Annotated in this window: 18 protein-coding genes; 12 read left to right on the plus strand and 6 right to left on the minus strand. The window is 74.5% G+C overall.

The window, feature by feature from the left end:
* Positions 1-93 precede the first annotated feature (93 nt).
* From ACLF3M_RS08630 to ACLF3M_RS08665, 8 genes are all read left to right on the plus strand, one after another.
* Positions 94-222, plus strand: a complete 129-nt coding sequence (locus ACLF3M_RS08630; protein WP_430656495.1) for a hypothetical protein — start codon at positions 94-96, stop codon at positions 220-222.
* Positions 219-827, plus strand: coding sequence for a cytochrome c oxidase assembly protein (locus ACLF3M_RS08635; RefSeq protein WP_430656496.1), 609 nt, complete (start codon positions 219-221; stop codon positions 825-827). Before ACLF3M_RS08630 ends, ACLF3M_RS08635 begins: the two co-directional genes overlap by 4 nt.
* A gap of 45 nt (positions 828-872) precedes the next feature.
* On the plus strand, positions 873-1,568 hold the full coding sequence (locus ACLF3M_RS08640) for a class I SAM-dependent methyltransferase (protein WP_430656497.1): 696 nt from the start codon (positions 873-875) through the stop codon (positions 1,566-1,568).
* Positions 1,569-1,728: 160 nt separating this feature from the next.
* Positions 1,729-2,580, plus strand: a complete 852-nt coding sequence (locus ACLF3M_RS08645) for a cytochrome c oxidase subunit 3 (RefSeq protein ID WP_430656498.1) — start codon at positions 1,729-1,731, stop codon at positions 2,578-2,580.
* A gap of 117 nt (positions 2,581-2,697) precedes the next feature.
* Positions 2,698-3,081 carry a DUF983 domain-containing protein gene (locus ACLF3M_RS08650; RefSeq protein WP_430656499.1) on the plus strand — a complete coding sequence of 128 codons (384 nt, stop codon included), beginning with the start codon at positions 2,698-2,700 and terminating at the stop codon, positions 3,079-3,081.
* A 35-nt stretch (positions 3,082-3,116) separates the two neighbouring features.
* A complete protein-coding gene (locus tag ACLF3M_RS08655; RefSeq protein ID WP_430656500.1) occupies positions 3,117-3,383 on the plus strand; it encodes a hypothetical protein in 267 nt (88 codons plus the stop codon).
* 97 nt (positions 3,384-3,480) lie between these two features.
* A complete protein-coding gene (locus ACLF3M_RS08660) occupies positions 3,481-4,209 on the plus strand; it encodes an SURF1 family protein (RefSeq protein WP_430656501.1) in 729 nt (242 codons plus the stop codon).
* 47 nt (positions 4,210-4,256) lie between these two features.
* Entirely contained in the window at positions 4,257-5,741 is a 1,485-nt protein-coding gene (locus ACLF3M_RS08665) for a carboxypeptidase M32 (protein ID WP_430656502.1), read from the plus strand.
* 33 nt (positions 5,742-5,774) lie between these two features.
* Here ACLF3M_RS08665 and ACLF3M_RS08670 read toward each other — a convergent pair whose 3' ends face one another.
* Entirely contained in the window at positions 5,775-6,833 is a 1,059-nt protein-coding gene (locus ACLF3M_RS08670) for a DUF2125 domain-containing protein (RefSeq protein WP_430656503.1), read from the minus strand.
* Positions 6,834-6,861: 28 nt separating this feature from the next.
* On the opposite strand from ACLF3M_RS08670, the gene ACLF3M_RS08675 reads away from it, so the two are divergent.
* Positions 6,862-7,596 (plus strand): gamma-glutamylcyclotransferase, encoded by a 735-nt coding sequence (locus ACLF3M_RS08675; protein WP_430656504.1) that lies wholly within the window; start codon positions 6,862-6,864, stop codon positions 7,594-7,596.
* Between the two features lie 135 nt (positions 7,597-7,731).
* On the opposite strand, the gene ACLF3M_RS08680 is transcribed toward ACLF3M_RS08675, so the two are convergent.
* From ACLF3M_RS08680 to ACLF3M_RS08695, 4 genes are all read right to left on the minus strand, one after another.
* The gene (locus ACLF3M_RS08680) at positions 7,732-8,442 is read right to left on the minus strand and encodes a lysophospholipid acyltransferase family protein (RefSeq protein WP_430656505.1); all 711 of its coding nucleotides are present in this window, start codon (positions 8,440-8,442) and stop codon (positions 7,732-7,734) included.
* 11 nt (positions 8,443-8,453) lie between these two features.
* Positions 8,454-9,056: a YdcF family protein gene (locus tag ACLF3M_RS08685; RefSeq protein WP_430656506.1), complete on the minus strand. Its 603-nt coding sequence runs from the start codon at positions 9,054-9,056 to the stop codon at positions 8,454-8,456.
* Positions 9,053-9,910: a cell division protein FtsX gene (locus ACLF3M_RS08690; protein ID WP_430656507.1), complete on the minus strand. Its 858-nt coding sequence runs from the start codon at positions 9,908-9,910 to the stop codon at positions 9,053-9,055. Before ACLF3M_RS08690 ends, ACLF3M_RS08685 begins: the two co-directional genes overlap by 4 nt.
* A 100-nt stretch (positions 9,911-10,010) precedes the next feature.
* Entirely contained in the window at positions 10,011-10,733 is a 723-nt protein-coding gene (locus ACLF3M_RS08695) for a cell division ATP-binding protein FtsE (RefSeq protein ID WP_430656508.1), read from the minus strand.
* Between the two features lie 99 nt (positions 10,734-10,832).
* Here ACLF3M_RS08695 and ACLF3M_RS08700 point away from each other — a divergent pair, with 99 nt between their 5' ends.
* Both ACLF3M_RS08700 and ACLF3M_RS08705 read left to right on the plus strand, forming a co-directional pair.
* Entirely contained in the window at positions 10,833-11,294 is a 462-nt protein-coding gene (locus tag ACLF3M_RS08700) for a zinc-ribbon domain-containing protein (protein WP_430656509.1), read from the plus strand.
* A gap of 35 nt (positions 11,295-11,329) precedes the next feature.
* Positions 11,330-12,472 carry an MFS transporter gene (locus ACLF3M_RS08705; RefSeq protein ID WP_430656510.1) on the plus strand — a complete coding sequence of 381 codons (1,143 nt, stop codon included), beginning with the start codon at positions 11,330-11,332 and terminating at the stop codon, positions 12,470-12,472.
* Between the two features lie 3 nt (positions 12,473-12,475).
* On the opposite strand, the gene ACLF3M_RS08710 is transcribed toward ACLF3M_RS08705, so the two are convergent.
* On the minus strand, positions 12,476-12,838 hold the full coding sequence (locus ACLF3M_RS08710; RefSeq protein WP_430656511.1) for a hypothetical protein: 363 nt from the start codon (positions 12,836-12,838) through the stop codon (positions 12,476-12,478).
* 21 nt (positions 12,839-12,859) lie between these two features.
* On the opposite strand from ACLF3M_RS08710, the gene ACLF3M_RS08715 reads away from it, so the two are divergent.
* Positions 12,860-13,039: a hypothetical protein gene (locus ACLF3M_RS08715; protein ID WP_430656512.1), complete on the plus strand. Its 180-nt coding sequence runs from the start codon at positions 12,860-12,862 to the stop codon at positions 13,037-13,039.
* The last annotated feature ends 184 nt before the right edge of the window (positions 13,040-13,223 follow it).

Genomic DNA, 13,223 nt, shown 5'->3' on the forward strand with positions numbered 1-13,223 from the left:
CCGGGCGGCCGCATCCGCGGCCTTGGCTCGCCGCACTGGCGGCGGCGCCCGTTCGGGCGCTCGGCCCGCTGCGCGGGCCGCAGGATGCCTGAGATGACCCCCGAGGAGCGCACCGCCTTCGAGAAGCGGCGCCGGGCGCGCAACATCGCGCTCTACGTCACGCTCGTCGCCCTCGCGCTCCTCTTCTTCTTCGTCTCCATGGCCCGCAAGGCGCCGGCATGACCGACCGTCGGGCGGAGATCGCGAGGCGCAACCGGCGCACCGGCCTCGTCGTCGCCGCGGTCGCCGCCGGCATGATCGGCGTCTCCTTCGCCGCCGTGCCGCTCTATGACCTGTTCTGCCGCGCGACCGGCTACAACGGCACGCCGATGATCGGGGCCGCGCCCGCGCCGGGCGCCGGCGAGCAGGTCGTGACCATCCGCTTCAACGCCAACACCCAGCCCAACCTGCCCTGGCGCTTCGAGCCCGCGCAGCCTTCCGTCCAGCTCCGCGTGGGCGAGGAGGCGATGGGCTTCTACCACGCGCGCAACCTGTCGGACCGCGCGGCGACCGGGGTTGCGACCTACAACGTCACGCCCGAGGTCGTCGGCCGCTACTTCCACAAGACCGCCTGCTTCTGCTTCGACGAGCAGACGCTGGAGCCCGGGCAGTCCGTGGACATGCCGCTGGCGTTCTGGGTGGATCCGAGGATCGCGCAGGACCCGAACACGCGCGGCATCCGCACCATCACCGTCAGCTACACCTTCTTCCGCAGCCTGGGCGACGCGGAGCGCGCCGGCGCGCTCGCCTCGGCCGGGCCGCATGTCGGCCGCCGCGAGACGCCCTGACGCCCCGGCGTTGACGCGCCGCGCCGCGCGCGACAGGGTCACGGCATGCACGATACGGCGCTGGCCGCGGGGACGATCTTCTTCGAGCGCTACGGCACCGCGCCGGGCATCACCATCGTGGAGGTCGGCGCCCGCGACGTCGGCGTCGGCGCGCTCCGCCAGGCCGCGCCTTCGACCGCCGCGCGCTACATCGGCCTCGACCTCGAGGCCGGGCCGAACGTGGACCTCGTGCTGGACGACCCGCACCGCTTCCCGCTGGCCGACGGGGCAGCCGACCTCGTCGTCTCCTCCTCCTGCATGGAGCACGACGCGCTGTTCTGGCTGACCTTCCTCGAGATGGCGCGGATCACCCGCCCGGGCGGCCATATCTACGTCAACGCGCCCTCCAACGGCGCCGTGCACCGCTATCCCCTGGATTGCTGGCGCTTCTACCCGGATTCCGGCCGCGCCCTGCAGACCTGGTCGGAACGCCAGGGCCTGCCCGTCCTGCTGCTGGAGGCGATGCTGCTGCCGCGCCGGCGCGACATCTGGAACGACTGCGTCATGGTCTTCCGCCGCGAGCCCGGGCCGGAGCGCGCGCTGCCGCAAAGCCCGCTCGCCGACGCCTTCCCCGACGCCACCAACGTGCTGCTGCATGGCGCGGCGGCGCCGCGCAACCCGCAGGCCTATACGGAAGACATGGCGATCATCCGCGACCTGGCGCGGCGCCTGCGGCAGCTGATGGCGCAGCAGCAGCAGTGAGGCAGGGAGGCTAATTTGCCCCGGCGGGCTTGATCGAAACGCCCTTTTTGGGGATTGATGCCGCGCGAAGCGGCAGGGGCGGAAAGCTCCCGATGGCCGTCCGCGCGGGCCCCGGCGGGGGGCTTCGGCGGCAGGCCGGGCAAGTCCGCCAGGAAGAGCGATGGCAGGACCAGCGACCTCAGGGCACGGCGAGACCGGCGCCAGTCCCTACAAGCACCCCTATCACCTGGTCGATCCCTCGCCCTGGCCCCTGATGGGCGCCTTCGCCGGCGGCCTGCTCGTCTTCGGCATCATCCTGGTCGCGCATGAGGGCATCTGGTGGCCGGTCGGCGCGGGCGTCGCGATGGTCATCGCCACCATGTTCTTCTGGTGGCGCGACGTCCTGCGGGAGAGCCGGACGCCCGGCCTGCACAGCGCCGTCGTCCGCCTCGGCCTGCGCTACGGCATGATCCTCTTCATCGCGTCGGAGGTGATGTTCTTCGTCGCCTTCTTCTGGGCCTATTTCCACTACGCGCTGTTCCCGGAACACGTCGCGGGCGCCGAGCACGCGGTCTGGCCGCCAGCCGGGGTGCACACCTTCGACCCCTTCGGCCTGCCCTTCACCAACACGATGATCCTGCTGCTCTCGGGCACCACAGTCACCTGGGCGCACCACTCGCTGCTGCACGGCAACCGCAAGGGCCTGATCACCGGCCTCGCGCTGACGGTGCTGCTCGGCATCAGCTTCACCTCGCTGCAGGCCTATGAGTACAGTGAGGCGCCGTTCCAGTTCTCGGGCGGCATCTATCCCTCGACCTTCTTCCTCGCGACCGGCTTCCACGGCTTCCACGTCATCGTCGGCACGATCTTCCTCGCGGTCTGCCTGGTGCGCGCCACGCGCGGCAGCTTCACGCCGCAGCAGCATTTCGGCCTCGAGGCCGCTGCCTGGTACTGGCACTTCGTGGACGTGGTCTGGCTGTTCCTCTTCTGCTTCATCTACTGGTGGGGCGCGGGCGTCATCGCCCAGCACTAGTTCGATGCCTCAGGCGCCGGCGCCGCCTCCGGCGGCTTGGCTCGCCGGACTGCCGGCGGGCCGCGTTCGCGGCCTCGGCCCGCTTCGCGGGCCGCAGGTTGCGGCGTTTCTTCGCAGGTGAACTCGGACGAGGGCACGACCCCGCCGGCGCAAGCCGGCGGGGTCGCGCCGTTCTGGAAGGCCGCGCTGCTCGGCCGCTGCCCGCGCTGCGGCGAGGGCGCGCTGTTCTCCGGCCTGCTCGACGTCGCGCCGGCCTGCCCGTCCTGCGGGCTCGACCTGTCGCGCCAGGATGCCGGCGACGGGCCCGCGGTCGCCGCGATCTTCGTCCTCGGCGCGCTGACCGTGATCGGCGCCTTCCTCGTGGAGTTCCGGCTCGAGCCGCCGTTCTGGGTGCATCTCCTGCTCTGGCCGGTCGTGCTGCTGCCGGGGTCGGTGCTGGTGATGCGCCTCGCCAAGGCGGCGCTCGTCTGGGCACAGTGGCGCCACCGCCCGGGCGACTGAGGCACGGTCCGGGTCGGCGGGATGGGGGAAACGCGATGCGCCGGATCGTCTATGTCGGCTTCTTCGGCGGGGCCGCGCTGCTGATCGGCATGGCCGGCTTCGGCCTGGTCGGCGCCGCCGTCGGCGCTGCGGTCGGCGGCGTGCTCGGCCACGCGGTCGCCACGGGCCGCACCAGCCCCGGCGGCGGCTACGAAGGCACCAGCGGCGGCGACGGCGGCTGGTCCAGCGACGACGGTGGATCGGACTCCGGCGGCTCCGACGGCGGTGGCGGCGGGGATGGTGGCGGCGGCGGCGGGAAGTGAGGCGGCCTCCCGAAGGCCGTTATCGTTCGCGTTTGCGAACCACCTCGCCCATGATCGGGCTTGCCTCGGAAGCCCGACGGCCCCCACATGGCGCGGCATGCGCCGCCACCAGATCTTCGCCGTGCTGGCCGCGCTGCCGGTGTTCGCCCTGCTTTGCTGGCTCGGCACCTGGCAGCTGCAGCGCCTGGAGCGGAAGGAAGCGATCCTCGCCCGCATCGCCGCCAGCATGGCCGGCGAACCCGAGCCGCTGCTCGGCACGCCGGAGCCCTTCACCCGCGTCATCGTCGGCGGCCGCTTCGACTACGTCCGGGAGGCGATGCTGGGCGTCGAGGCCCGCAACGGCGTGCTCGGCACCAACATCGTCACGCCGCTCGTCCGCCAGGCCGGCCCGCCCATCCTGGTGGTGCGCGGCTGGATCCCGCTCGAAGGCCCGCAGGCGCGCCCGGCGCGCCCGCCCGGCCAGGTCGAGATCGTCGGCTGGGTCCGCCCGTCCGAGAAGCCGGGCCTGTTCTCCGCGACGGACGAGCCGCAGAACCGCCGCTTCTACAATTTCGACGTCCCGGCGATCGCGGCCTCCATGGGGATGCGGCGCCACGAGCCCTTCGGCATCGTCGCGCTCGGCCCGGGCGACGGCACCTTCCCCGACCCGGCGCGCCGCCCGCCGGAACTGCCCAACGACCACCTGGGTTATGCCATCACCTGGTACGGCCTGGCGCTGTCCCTGGTGCTTGTCGTGGCGGTCTACCTGCGCGGGCCGAAGCCGCAGCGGGCGGGGCGCTCCGCGCTGGCCCGCCGTATGGCGGACCCCGGCCAGAACCCGTCATGACGGCCGCCGCCGGCGCGTCACGCGCCTGAAGGCCCCGAGGGCAAGCAATGACCACGGCGTATGAGAGGCTGAAGGCCCGCTTCGCGCGCATCGGCGCGATCAACGAGGCCGCGGGCATCCTGCACTGGGACGCCAGCGCCATGATGCCGCCGGGCGGCGGGCACGCCCGCGGCGAGCAGCTCGCCGCACTCGCCGGCGTCGCGCATGAGCTGCTGACGGCACGCGAGGTCGGCGACGACCTCGACGCCGCCGCGGTCTCCGACGAATGGGACATCGCCAATCTCCGCCTCATGCGGCGCGCCCATGCCCGCGCGACCGCCCTGCCGGTCGCGCTGGTGGAGGCGGTCTCCCGCGCCAACTCCGCCTGCGAGAAGGTCTGGCGGGAGGCCAAGGCGGATGCCGACTTCGCCAAGGTCGAGAAGCTCCTGACGGAAGTCGTGGCCCTGCAGCGGGAGACCGCGCAGGCGCTGGGCTCGGCGCTGTCCATGGACCCCTATGACGCCCTGATGGACGGCTACCAGCCCGGCGTGACGGCCGCCGATCTGGAGCCGGTCTTCGCGGCCTACGAGGCCTGGATGGCCGATGCCCTGCCGCGCGCGGAGGCGATCCAGGCCGCGAAGCCCGCGCCGCTGCCGCTCGCCGGCAGCTTCCCCGCCGACATCCAGCGCGCGCTCTGCCGCGAGATGGCGGAGGTGGTGGGGCTCCAGTTCAGCCATGCGCGGCTCGATGAATCGCTGCACCCCTTCTGCGGCGGCAACCCGTCCGACGTGCGCATCACCACCTTCTACGACGAAGGCAACCCCTCCAAGGCGCTGCTCGGCGTGCTGCACGAGACCGGGCATGCGATGTACGAACGCCACCTGCCCGCGGGCTTCGCGCGCCAGCCCGTGGGCGAGGCGGCCGGCATGGCCGCGCATGAATCGCAGTCCCTGATCGTGGAGATGCAGGCCTGCCGCTCGGATGCGTTCCTGGGCTTTCTCGCAGCGCGGCTGCGCCAGAGCTTCGGCCTCTCGACCCGCATCGCCTGCGGCGAGAACCTCTCGCGGCTCTGGCGGCGCGTCGCGCGCGGCTTCATCCGGGTGGACGCCGACGAGATCACCTATCCCGCCCATGTCATCCTGCGCTTCCGGCTGGAACGCGCGATGATCGCGGGCGAGCTGCGGATCGCCGACCTGCCGGCCGCCTGGAACGAGGCGATGCGCGGCCTGCTCGGCATCACGCCGCCCGACGACGCGCAGGGGTGCCTGCAGGACATCCACTGGCATGACGGCGCCTTCGGCTACTTCCCGTCCTACACGCTGGGCGCGATGGCGGCGGCGCAGCTGATGGCGGCGATCCGGGCGGCGATCCCCGACCTCGACGCGCGGCTCGCCAGGGGCGACCTGTCGGCGATGATGCGCTGGCTGAACGTCAATGTGCACGGCCATGGCGCGCGGCTCGGCTTCCAGGACCTGCTGGTGGCGGCGACGGGCAAGCCACTCGACCCCGCGGATTTCGCCGCGCACCTGACGCGGCGCTACCTCGTGGCCTGACCGCGCAGGGCCGCCCCGGGCTTCCGGGAATGATCAGCGCGGCCACTCCAGCGGCGGCAGGCGCAGCACGGGGATCCGCGCCAGCAGCAGCATCCGGTCGTCGAGCGTCAGCGGCACCTCGATCTCCGACCCGCCATCCGCGGTCGGGCGCGACAGCAGCGGCAGCACCGCGCGGGCCATCTGCACGGGCCGGCCGGCCACCAGCCCGGCCTCCGCCAGCGCGTCCAGCGCGGCCTGGGCGCCGCTCAGGCGCAGCGTCCCCGCCCCCATGGGCTGCAGCCTCTCGTCCAGCGCCATCGTCGCCGCCGCAGTGGCAGACATCGGGCCCCATTGCAGGCTGAGCGAGCGCACCTCCAGCGTGCCGCCACCGTCCCGCCAGGCCGCCGCGCGCTGCACGGGATCGCGCGCCGGCGGCATCGGCCCGCTGAGCGACAGGTCGGCCGCGACCTGCTCCATCCGCCGGCCGAAGACCTGGCCCGCGCGGCCCGGCGGCGCCGCGGGCAGCTGCACGCCATTGGCCGTCAGCGCCAGCGACAGCACCGGCTCTTCCTCGGTCGCGGAGGCGCTGCCCTTGGCGCCGAGCCTGAGGCTGCGCACCTCCACCCCGCCCGCCGGCGTGCCGAGGCGCAGCCGCTCCGCCGCGATCTCCGCCGTGCTGGGCAGCGTCCCGGCATCCAGCGGCACCACGGCGGACAGCGTGTCGGCCACGAAGGGGAATTCGGTATCGCCCAGGCGCAGGCGCTGCTGGCCCGGCAGCTCGATCAGCAGCCGGTCGAGCCAGGGCAGCCGCACCCGCAGCACCACCTTCTCCGCCGAGAGCGCGATGCCGCCCGGCAGCGTCGCCGCGCCGCCATCCAGCCGCAGCCGGTCCACGCCCAGCGTCACCGCCAGGGGCCAGCCGCCGGTGACGGGCGGCGCGTGCTCGACCCGCCAGCCCTGGCCGCGGCGCAGCCGCACCCAATCCTGCCAGCCCGCTTCCAGCTGGCCGGCCGCGGCATGCCACAGCAGTGCGTGCCCGGCGCCGAGCAGCACGAGCAGCCCCAGTGTCCCGACCAGCAGCGCGCGGCCGAGCCGCGGGGCCTTCCTATCCATCGGCCGCCACCCTACACGGGGAACGCCCGTGGACCAGCCCGCCCCCTTCCCGACGCATCGCCTGGCCCAGCCCGGGGACCCGCCGCTCGACGCAAGCGGCGACATGTGGGTCTTCGCCTATGGCTCGCTGATCTGGCGGCCGGGCTTCGCCCATGCCGGGCGGCAGCGCGCGCTGCTGCGGGGCTGGCACCGCAGCTTCTGCCTCTGGTCCCACCGCTACCGCGGGACGCCCGAAAGGCCGGGCCTGGTGCTGGCGCTCGATCGCGGCGGCGCCTGCCATGGCGTCGCCTTCCGCGTGCCCGGGCACCACGCGCGGGAGGTGCTGCACTACCTCGACGACCGCGAACTGCCGGACGGCGCGGAGATCGTCTATCACCGCCGCCTCGTGCCGGTGCGGCTGCTCGACGGGCCCGGTGTCGCCGCGCCGGAGGCGCGCGGGGCCATCACCGTCCCGGCGGTGGCCTATGTCGTGAACCGCGGCAGCCGCCACTACGCCCCCCGCCTGCCCCCCGAACGCTGCGCCGAGGTCATCGCGCGGGGCGTCGGCGAGATGGGCTCGAACCGCGACTACCTCCTCAACACGCTGGACCACCTGGCCGAGCTCGGCGTCCGCGACGCCGGCCTGGCGCGCATCGCCGCCCTGCTGCCGGCGATCCACAGCCTTCCGCCGGGCGCGGCGGGCCACCCCGCGCCGGCGCCGGGCTGCGCCAAGCCCTTGGAAACCGATTCGGTCCTGGATGCGCGAAGCGTGACAAATCAGTGACTTAGGCCCAGGCGGCCCTGTGGAAAACACCGGGGATCCCATGCTGCGTCGCAAAATCCCGATGATTCCCAGCGGCTTGCCCGGGACGGCTCATCAAGCAACGAAATCCGCGACCCACAGGGTTGTCCACAGGCATCACGGGGTTTCCCCCAGCAGCGTCGTGCTTTCCGTCTCGATCGCCGCCTCCAGCGCCGCCAGCAGCTTCGCCCGCGGCAGCCCCGGCGGCAGCGGCGGCAGCACCGAGACCCGGATCGTCCCGGGCTTCTTGACGAAGGCCTTGCGTCCCCAGACGCGCCCGCTGTCGGTCGCTACCGGCACCACCGGCGCGCCCGACCCCGCGATCGCCACCACGCCGGGCTGGTAGGGCAGGCGCTCGCCCGGCGCGCTGCGCGTGCCCTCGGGGAAGATCACGACCTGGCGGCCGGCCTCCAGCGCGGCCTGGGCCGCGCGCAGCATCGCGCGCAGCGCCGCGCCGCCGCCCGACCGGTCCACCGGGATCATCCCGACCTTCCGGCAGAACCAGCCATAGAGCGGGATGGCCAGCAGCTCCTTCTTCAGGACATAGGCGGGGTCGGGCAGGTGGGCGAGCCAGACGATGGTGTCGAAGGCCGATTGGTGCTTCGACGCCAGCACCACGCCGCCGGCGGGGATGTTCGCGAGCCCGCGCAGCTCCAACCGCACGCCGCAGATCGCGCCCAGCAGGAAGACGACGCTCCGCCCCCAGGCCCGCACCAGCGCCACCGCATGGCGTCGCGGCGCCAGCATCAGCGGCAGCCCGAGCAGGCCCATCCCCGCCGTCAGCAGGTAGAAGCAGGCGTTGAACAGGATCGAACGCAGCAGGGTCATCGCGCCAAGGTCTACCTCACCGCTTCCCTCGCCGGCACCAGCACGGTCAGGCCGAGCCTCGCCAGCAGCCATTTCACGTATTCCCCGCCCTGCAGCCTGAGCGTCCGCGCCCAGGAGAGGTCTCGCTGCACCGCCGGCGTCACGGGATGCGCCACCAGCCGCGCCTGCGGCATGGCACGCCCGAGTTCCACCAGCGCGCGCGGCATATGGTAGGCCGCCGTCACCACGCGGAGCGACGCCGTCGGCGGCAATCCCTGCGCCCGCGCCCAGGCCGCGGTCTCCGCGGCGTTGCCGACGGTGGTGGCCGCCGCGTGGCCGAGCGTGACGCGCCGGTCCAGCGCCGCGGCGTCGCGGCCGTGCGCGCGGGCGAGCTCCGCCGCCGTCAGCCCCGCCGCCACGCCGGAGACCAGCAGCCGCGGCGCGAGCCCCGCATCCAGCAGCGACAGCGCCGTCCCGACGCGATCGGCGCCGCCGGTGAGCACGACGATCGCATCGGTCGGGCGCGCCGGTTCGGCCGGCGCGGTCTCGATCTCCGCCATCCACAGCGGCAGCCCCGCCAGCATCAGCGCCGGCAGGACCAGCGCCGCGACGGCCCATCGGCGCAGGCGTCTCACGGCAGGCGGCGCAGCCAGCGCCGCACCGTCGCCTGCGCCGTCGCCCAGCCCACGAGGTAGGCCAGCGGCGGCACGGCGGCGAGCGCGGGCCAGGGCAGGGCGTCCCAGCCGCTGCCCTGCAGCCCCATCCAGGGCGCGGCGAGGTCCGCCAGCACGCCGAGCGCCGGCACCGCCGCCGCCGTGCCGACCAGCGCGCCGGCCGCCGCCATCAGCCCGAGCCGCCGCGCGAAGCGCGCCGCGATCTCGGCATCGCGCGCGCCGAGGCCGTGCAGCACCTCCACCGCGTCGCGGCGTGCCGCGAGCCCCGCGCGCGTCGCCACCGCGACGACCGCGGCGGCGACGCCGGCGACCAGCGCCAGCACGACCCAGGACAGCGTCTGCAGGCTGCGCGCGAGTGCGGCCAGGCGCTGCACCCAGAGCCCATGCGCCTCCACCACCGCGCCGGGCACGGTGGCGGCGAGCTTGTCGCCGACCAGCACGGGATCGGCGCGGGAATCGCGCAGCCGGATCTCGATCACCGCGGGCAGCGGCAGCGCCGCCGTGCCGCCCAGCCAGGGCCGCAGCAGCTCGCCGAGCCGCCGCTCATCCATCGCCTCCGCCCCGGCAACCTCGGGCAGCGCGCGGAGTGCGGCCAGCGCCCGCTCGATCCTTGCCGGCGCGGGATCGGGGATCTGCACGGTCACCGCGGCCGCCGCCCCGCGCTGCCAGCGCTCGGCCAGCGCCGCCGCGCCCTGCGCGCCCGCGACGGCGAGGGCCGCGAGCAGCGCCATCGCCGCGACGAGGCCGGGCAGCAGCAGGCCCGACAGCGCAGGCCGCAGCCCCAGCGGATCGCGGGAATAGCGGCGCCTAGCCATGGAAGACCAGCGCGCCCTTCCCCTGCGCTGTCCATACCCTCTCCCCCCGGAGGGGGGAGAGGGTTCGAAAAGGGCGGGGGAGACGAACCCGAAGCCCCTCCTACCCAAGCTCGTCCTCCGCCGCATAGGCGCCGCGTGCATTGTCGGGGTCGTGCAGCCGCCCGTGATGCAGCCAGAGCGCCGGCGCGGGGTAGCGCGCGACCAGCTCCTCGTCATGCGTCGCGACGACCACCGTCGTGCCCAGCCGGTTCATCTCTCCCAGAAGCGCCAGCAGCCGCCGCGCCTGCCGGCTGTCCAGGTTGCCCGTCGGCTCGTCCGCCACCAGCAGCTCCGGCCGGTGCACCACGGCGCGCGCGATGGCCATGCGCTGCTGCTCCCCGCCCGACAGCTCGAGCGGCGACGACGGCGCCTTCGCCTCCAGGCCCACCCAGCGCAGGATCTCCGTCACGTCGGCCTTGATCTGCGCCTCCGGCCGTCCCGCCAAGCGCAGCGGCAGCGCCACGTTGTCGAAGGCCGAGAGATAGGGCAGCAGCCGGAAATCCTGGAACACCACGCCGATCCGCCGGCGCAGCGCCGGCAGCGCGGTGCGCGGCGCCTTGGCGGTGCGGGTGCCGAGCACCTCGACCTCGCCGCGCGTCGGGCGCAGCGCGAGATGCATCAGCCGCAGCACGGAGGACTTGCCGGCGCCCGAGGGGCCCAGGAGCCAGGTGAAGGACCCGCGGGGCAGCGTGAAGGTCACGTCGGCGAGCGCCTCCGGCCCCCATTCCCCGCGATGGGGCCCGCCCCCCTGGTAGCGCAGGCCGACCGCTTCGAAACGGACCATGGGCGATGTCTGCCCGGTGCCGATCGCGGCGTCGAGAGGGTCTTCACCGTTTCGCGGCGGGGTGGACTGGCATCGCGACGCCGGCCATGTTCCGGAGGCATGCGGATCGCCTGCCCGAACTGCGCCGCCGCCTACGAGGTCCCTGACCAGGCCCTCGCGACCGGGCCGCGGCTGCTGAAATGCGCACGCTGCGGCCACCGGTTCGAGGCCGCGCTGCCCGGCGCACCGCCGTCGAGCGCGGCGCCGGAACCGCCACCGCCGCCGCCGGAGCCCGAGCCGCTACCCCCGCCGGCCGCGCCCGCGCCGCCTTCCGAACCCACCGCCGAGCCCCCGCCGGCCGAGGAGCCTGACCGACCGCCCCCGACCCGCGGCCCCACGCAGCACAGCCCGATCGCCCCGCTGCCCGAGGCGCCGAAGCGCGATCCCCGCCTTCTCGCGGCCTGGGTGCTGTCCGTGGCCCTGCTCGTCGCCGCGGCCTGGGCGGCGGTGCATTTCCGCACCGAGGTCGTGCGGGCCTGGCCGCCGGCGACGCGGCTTTTTGCCGCGCTGGGGCTGCACTGACCGCCGCGCCACCCGCCGGCGCGGCGCTGATCCTCGTGCTGCTGGTCGCGGCGCGGATCGCGCTCGGCGTCGCGTTCCAGACCGCGGGCCTGGCCGCGCCCTTCCTCGTGCAGGACTGGGGCATCGACTACGCCGCCGCCGGCGGGCTGGTCGGGCTGTTCTGGATCCCGGGCCTCTTCCTCGTGCTCGGCGCCGGCCCGCTGGCGCGCCGCTTCGGCGAGGGGCGCATGGTGGCCGCGGGACTGCTGATGCTCGCCGCCGGCGTCGCGGTGTCCGCTGCCTCCGCCGGCGAGTGGCTGTTCGGCGCGGGACGGCTGCTGACCGGCGCGGGCGCGGCGCTGCTGATGGCGCTGCTGATGAAGATGGTGGCGGACTGGTTCACCGGGCGCTGGCTCTTCCTCGGCATGGCCTGCTTCATCGTGGGCTGGCCGATCGGCATCGCGGGCACGCAATTCGCCCTCGCGCCAATGGCCGAGGCGTCCTGGCGCGGCGCGCTGCTGGCCGGGGCGGGCTTCGTCGCCCTCGTCGGCCTCGCCTTCGCGGCCTTCTACCGCGCCCCGCCCGGCGCCGTCGCGACCTCGGCCGCGCGCGAGAGGATGACCGGGCGCGAGGCCTGGCTGGTCCTGGTCGCGGGGCTGGGCTGGACCATCTACAACGGCGCCTACCTCGTGCTCGTGACCTTCGGCCCCGTTCTGCTGGCCGAGCGCGACGCCGTCGGCGGGGCCGAGGCCGCGCGCGCGGCGAGCCTGCTCTCCTGGGTCTTCGCGCTCTGCATCCCGCTGGGCGGGTTGCTGTCGGCGCGAATGGCGAAGCCGGCCTGGCTGTCGGGCGGGGCGCTGGCGGCCTCGGCGCTGGCCGCCGCGGCGGTGCCGCTGAGCGGCGCGGCCGCGGCCGCGCCGCTCATGGTCGCGATCGGCGTGCTCTCGGCCTTTGCGACGCCTTACCTCTCTACGCAGCCGGTGCAGGCACTGCGGCCCGCCTCCCGCGCGAACGGGCTCGGGCTCTACTACTTCCTCTTCTACCTCGGCTGCACGGCGCTGCCGCCCGTGGCGGGCTGGCTGAAGGACCATCATGGGCCGGAGGCGCCGATGTGGTTCGCGGTCGGGCTCCTGGCGACGACGGTGCTGCTGATGGCGGTCTTCGCGCTGGGGCTCGCGCGGCTGCGGCGCGGGGCCTGACCGTCAGCCGCCCCGGCCCTGGCCGTCCTCCAGCAGGCGAACGGCGCGGGCGAAGACGGCGTCGTCCACGTGGCAGCCGATCCAGCTCTCGTTGCGCGGCGGCTGCGGGCAATGGGGCGGGCCGATCTCCTGCGTCACGACGGCGTCGAGCAGTGCGCGCAGCCTGTCGGGATGCGTGATCCGCCCGTCGGCGCCGAACAGGTCGAGGCTGTCGGTCGGCTGCAGCCCCGCCGCGCGCGCCGCGCGCACGGCGCTGACGGGCGGCGTCGCCTCGTTCTCCGGGCAGCCGCCGCCCTCGCGCCGGTCGCGCGCCGGGACCGACGGCGCGCCCGAGCAGTCGCCGGGCGGCGAGTAGCGGCCGAGCATGTCGATGGCGGAGCGGGCGCCGTGCTCCTGGTAGCCGCGCAGGATCTCGATGAAGGCGCGGACCGACTGGGCGGGATCCTCGAAGCGCGCGAAGCCGAGTTGCGTCGCCCCGGTCTGTTGTTCGGCCCCTTCAGCCCGGCCCAGTTGTTCTCGCGCAGCCCGAAGGGCGCGTTGCCCGGGTCGAAGCTGACCGGCGCGTAGCGCCCATCCGGCTGCCGGGCGAGCAGGCCCTCGACCTGGCGCGGCTGCTGCGCCGCGGCCGGCACGGCCGGCAACAGGCAGACCGCAAGCATCGCCGCCCGCAGGGCGTGCGTCACGCGCAGACGCATGGCTTTCCCCCAGTCCTCGATGGCGGCGCCGTCCGGCGCCGGCCCTGAGCCAGGAA

Source organism: Falsiroseomonas sp. HW251 (genome assembly GCF_050563545.1).
GTDB lineage: Bacteria > Pseudomonadota > Alphaproteobacteria > Acetobacterales > Acetobacteraceae > Falsiroseomonas.

Coding starts and splice junctions, on each gene's coding strand:
- ACLF3M_RS08670 (WP_430656503.1), bottom strand. CDS start 6,833: ATGGATAGGAAGGCCCCGCGGCTCGGCCGCGCGCTGCTGGTCGGGACA.
- ACLF3M_RS08630 (WP_430656495.1), top strand. CDS start 94: ATGACCCCCGAGGAGCGCACCGCCTTCGAGAAGCGGCGCCGGGCGCGC.
- ACLF3M_RS08665 (WP_430656502.1), top strand. CDS start 4,257: ATGACCACGGCGTATGAGAGGCTGAAGGCCCGCTTCGCGCGCATCGGC.
- ACLF3M_RS08680 (WP_430656505.1), bottom strand. CDS start 8,442: ATGACCCTGCTGCGTTCGATCCTGTTCAACGCCTGCTTCTACCTGCTG.
- ACLF3M_RS08660 (WP_430656501.1), top strand. CDS start 3,481: ATGCGCCGCCACCAGATCTTCGCCGTGCTGGCCGCGCTGCCGGTGTTC.
- ACLF3M_RS08635 (WP_430656496.1), top strand. CDS start 219: ATGACCGACCGTCGGGCGGAGATCGCGAGGCGCAACCGGCGCACCGGC.
- ACLF3M_RS08690 (WP_430656507.1), bottom strand. CDS start 9,910: ATGGCTAGGCGCCGCTATTCCCGCGATCCGCTGGGGCTGCGGCCTGCG.
- ACLF3M_RS08645 (WP_430656498.1), top strand. CDS start 1,729: ATGGCAGGACCAGCGACCTCAGGGCACGGCGAGACCGGCGCCAGTCCC.
- ACLF3M_RS08640 (WP_430656497.1), top strand. CDS start 873: ATGCACGATACGGCGCTGGCCGCGGGGACGATCTTCTTCGAGCGCTAC.
- ACLF3M_RS08655 (WP_430656500.1), top strand. CDS start 3,117: ATGCGCCGGATCGTCTATGTCGGCTTCTTCGGCGGGGCCGCGCTGCTG.
- ACLF3M_RS08710 (WP_430656511.1), bottom strand. CDS start 12,838: ATGCTCGGCCGCTACTCGCCGCCCGGCGACTGCTCGGGCGCGCCGTCG.
- ACLF3M_RS08695 (WP_430656508.1), bottom strand. CDS start 10,733: ATGGTCCGTTTCGAAGCGGTCGGCCTGCGCTACCAGGGGGGCGGGCCC.
- ACLF3M_RS08700 (WP_430656509.1), top strand. CDS start 10,833: ATGCGGATCGCCTGCCCGAACTGCGCCGCCGCCTACGAGGTCCCTGAC.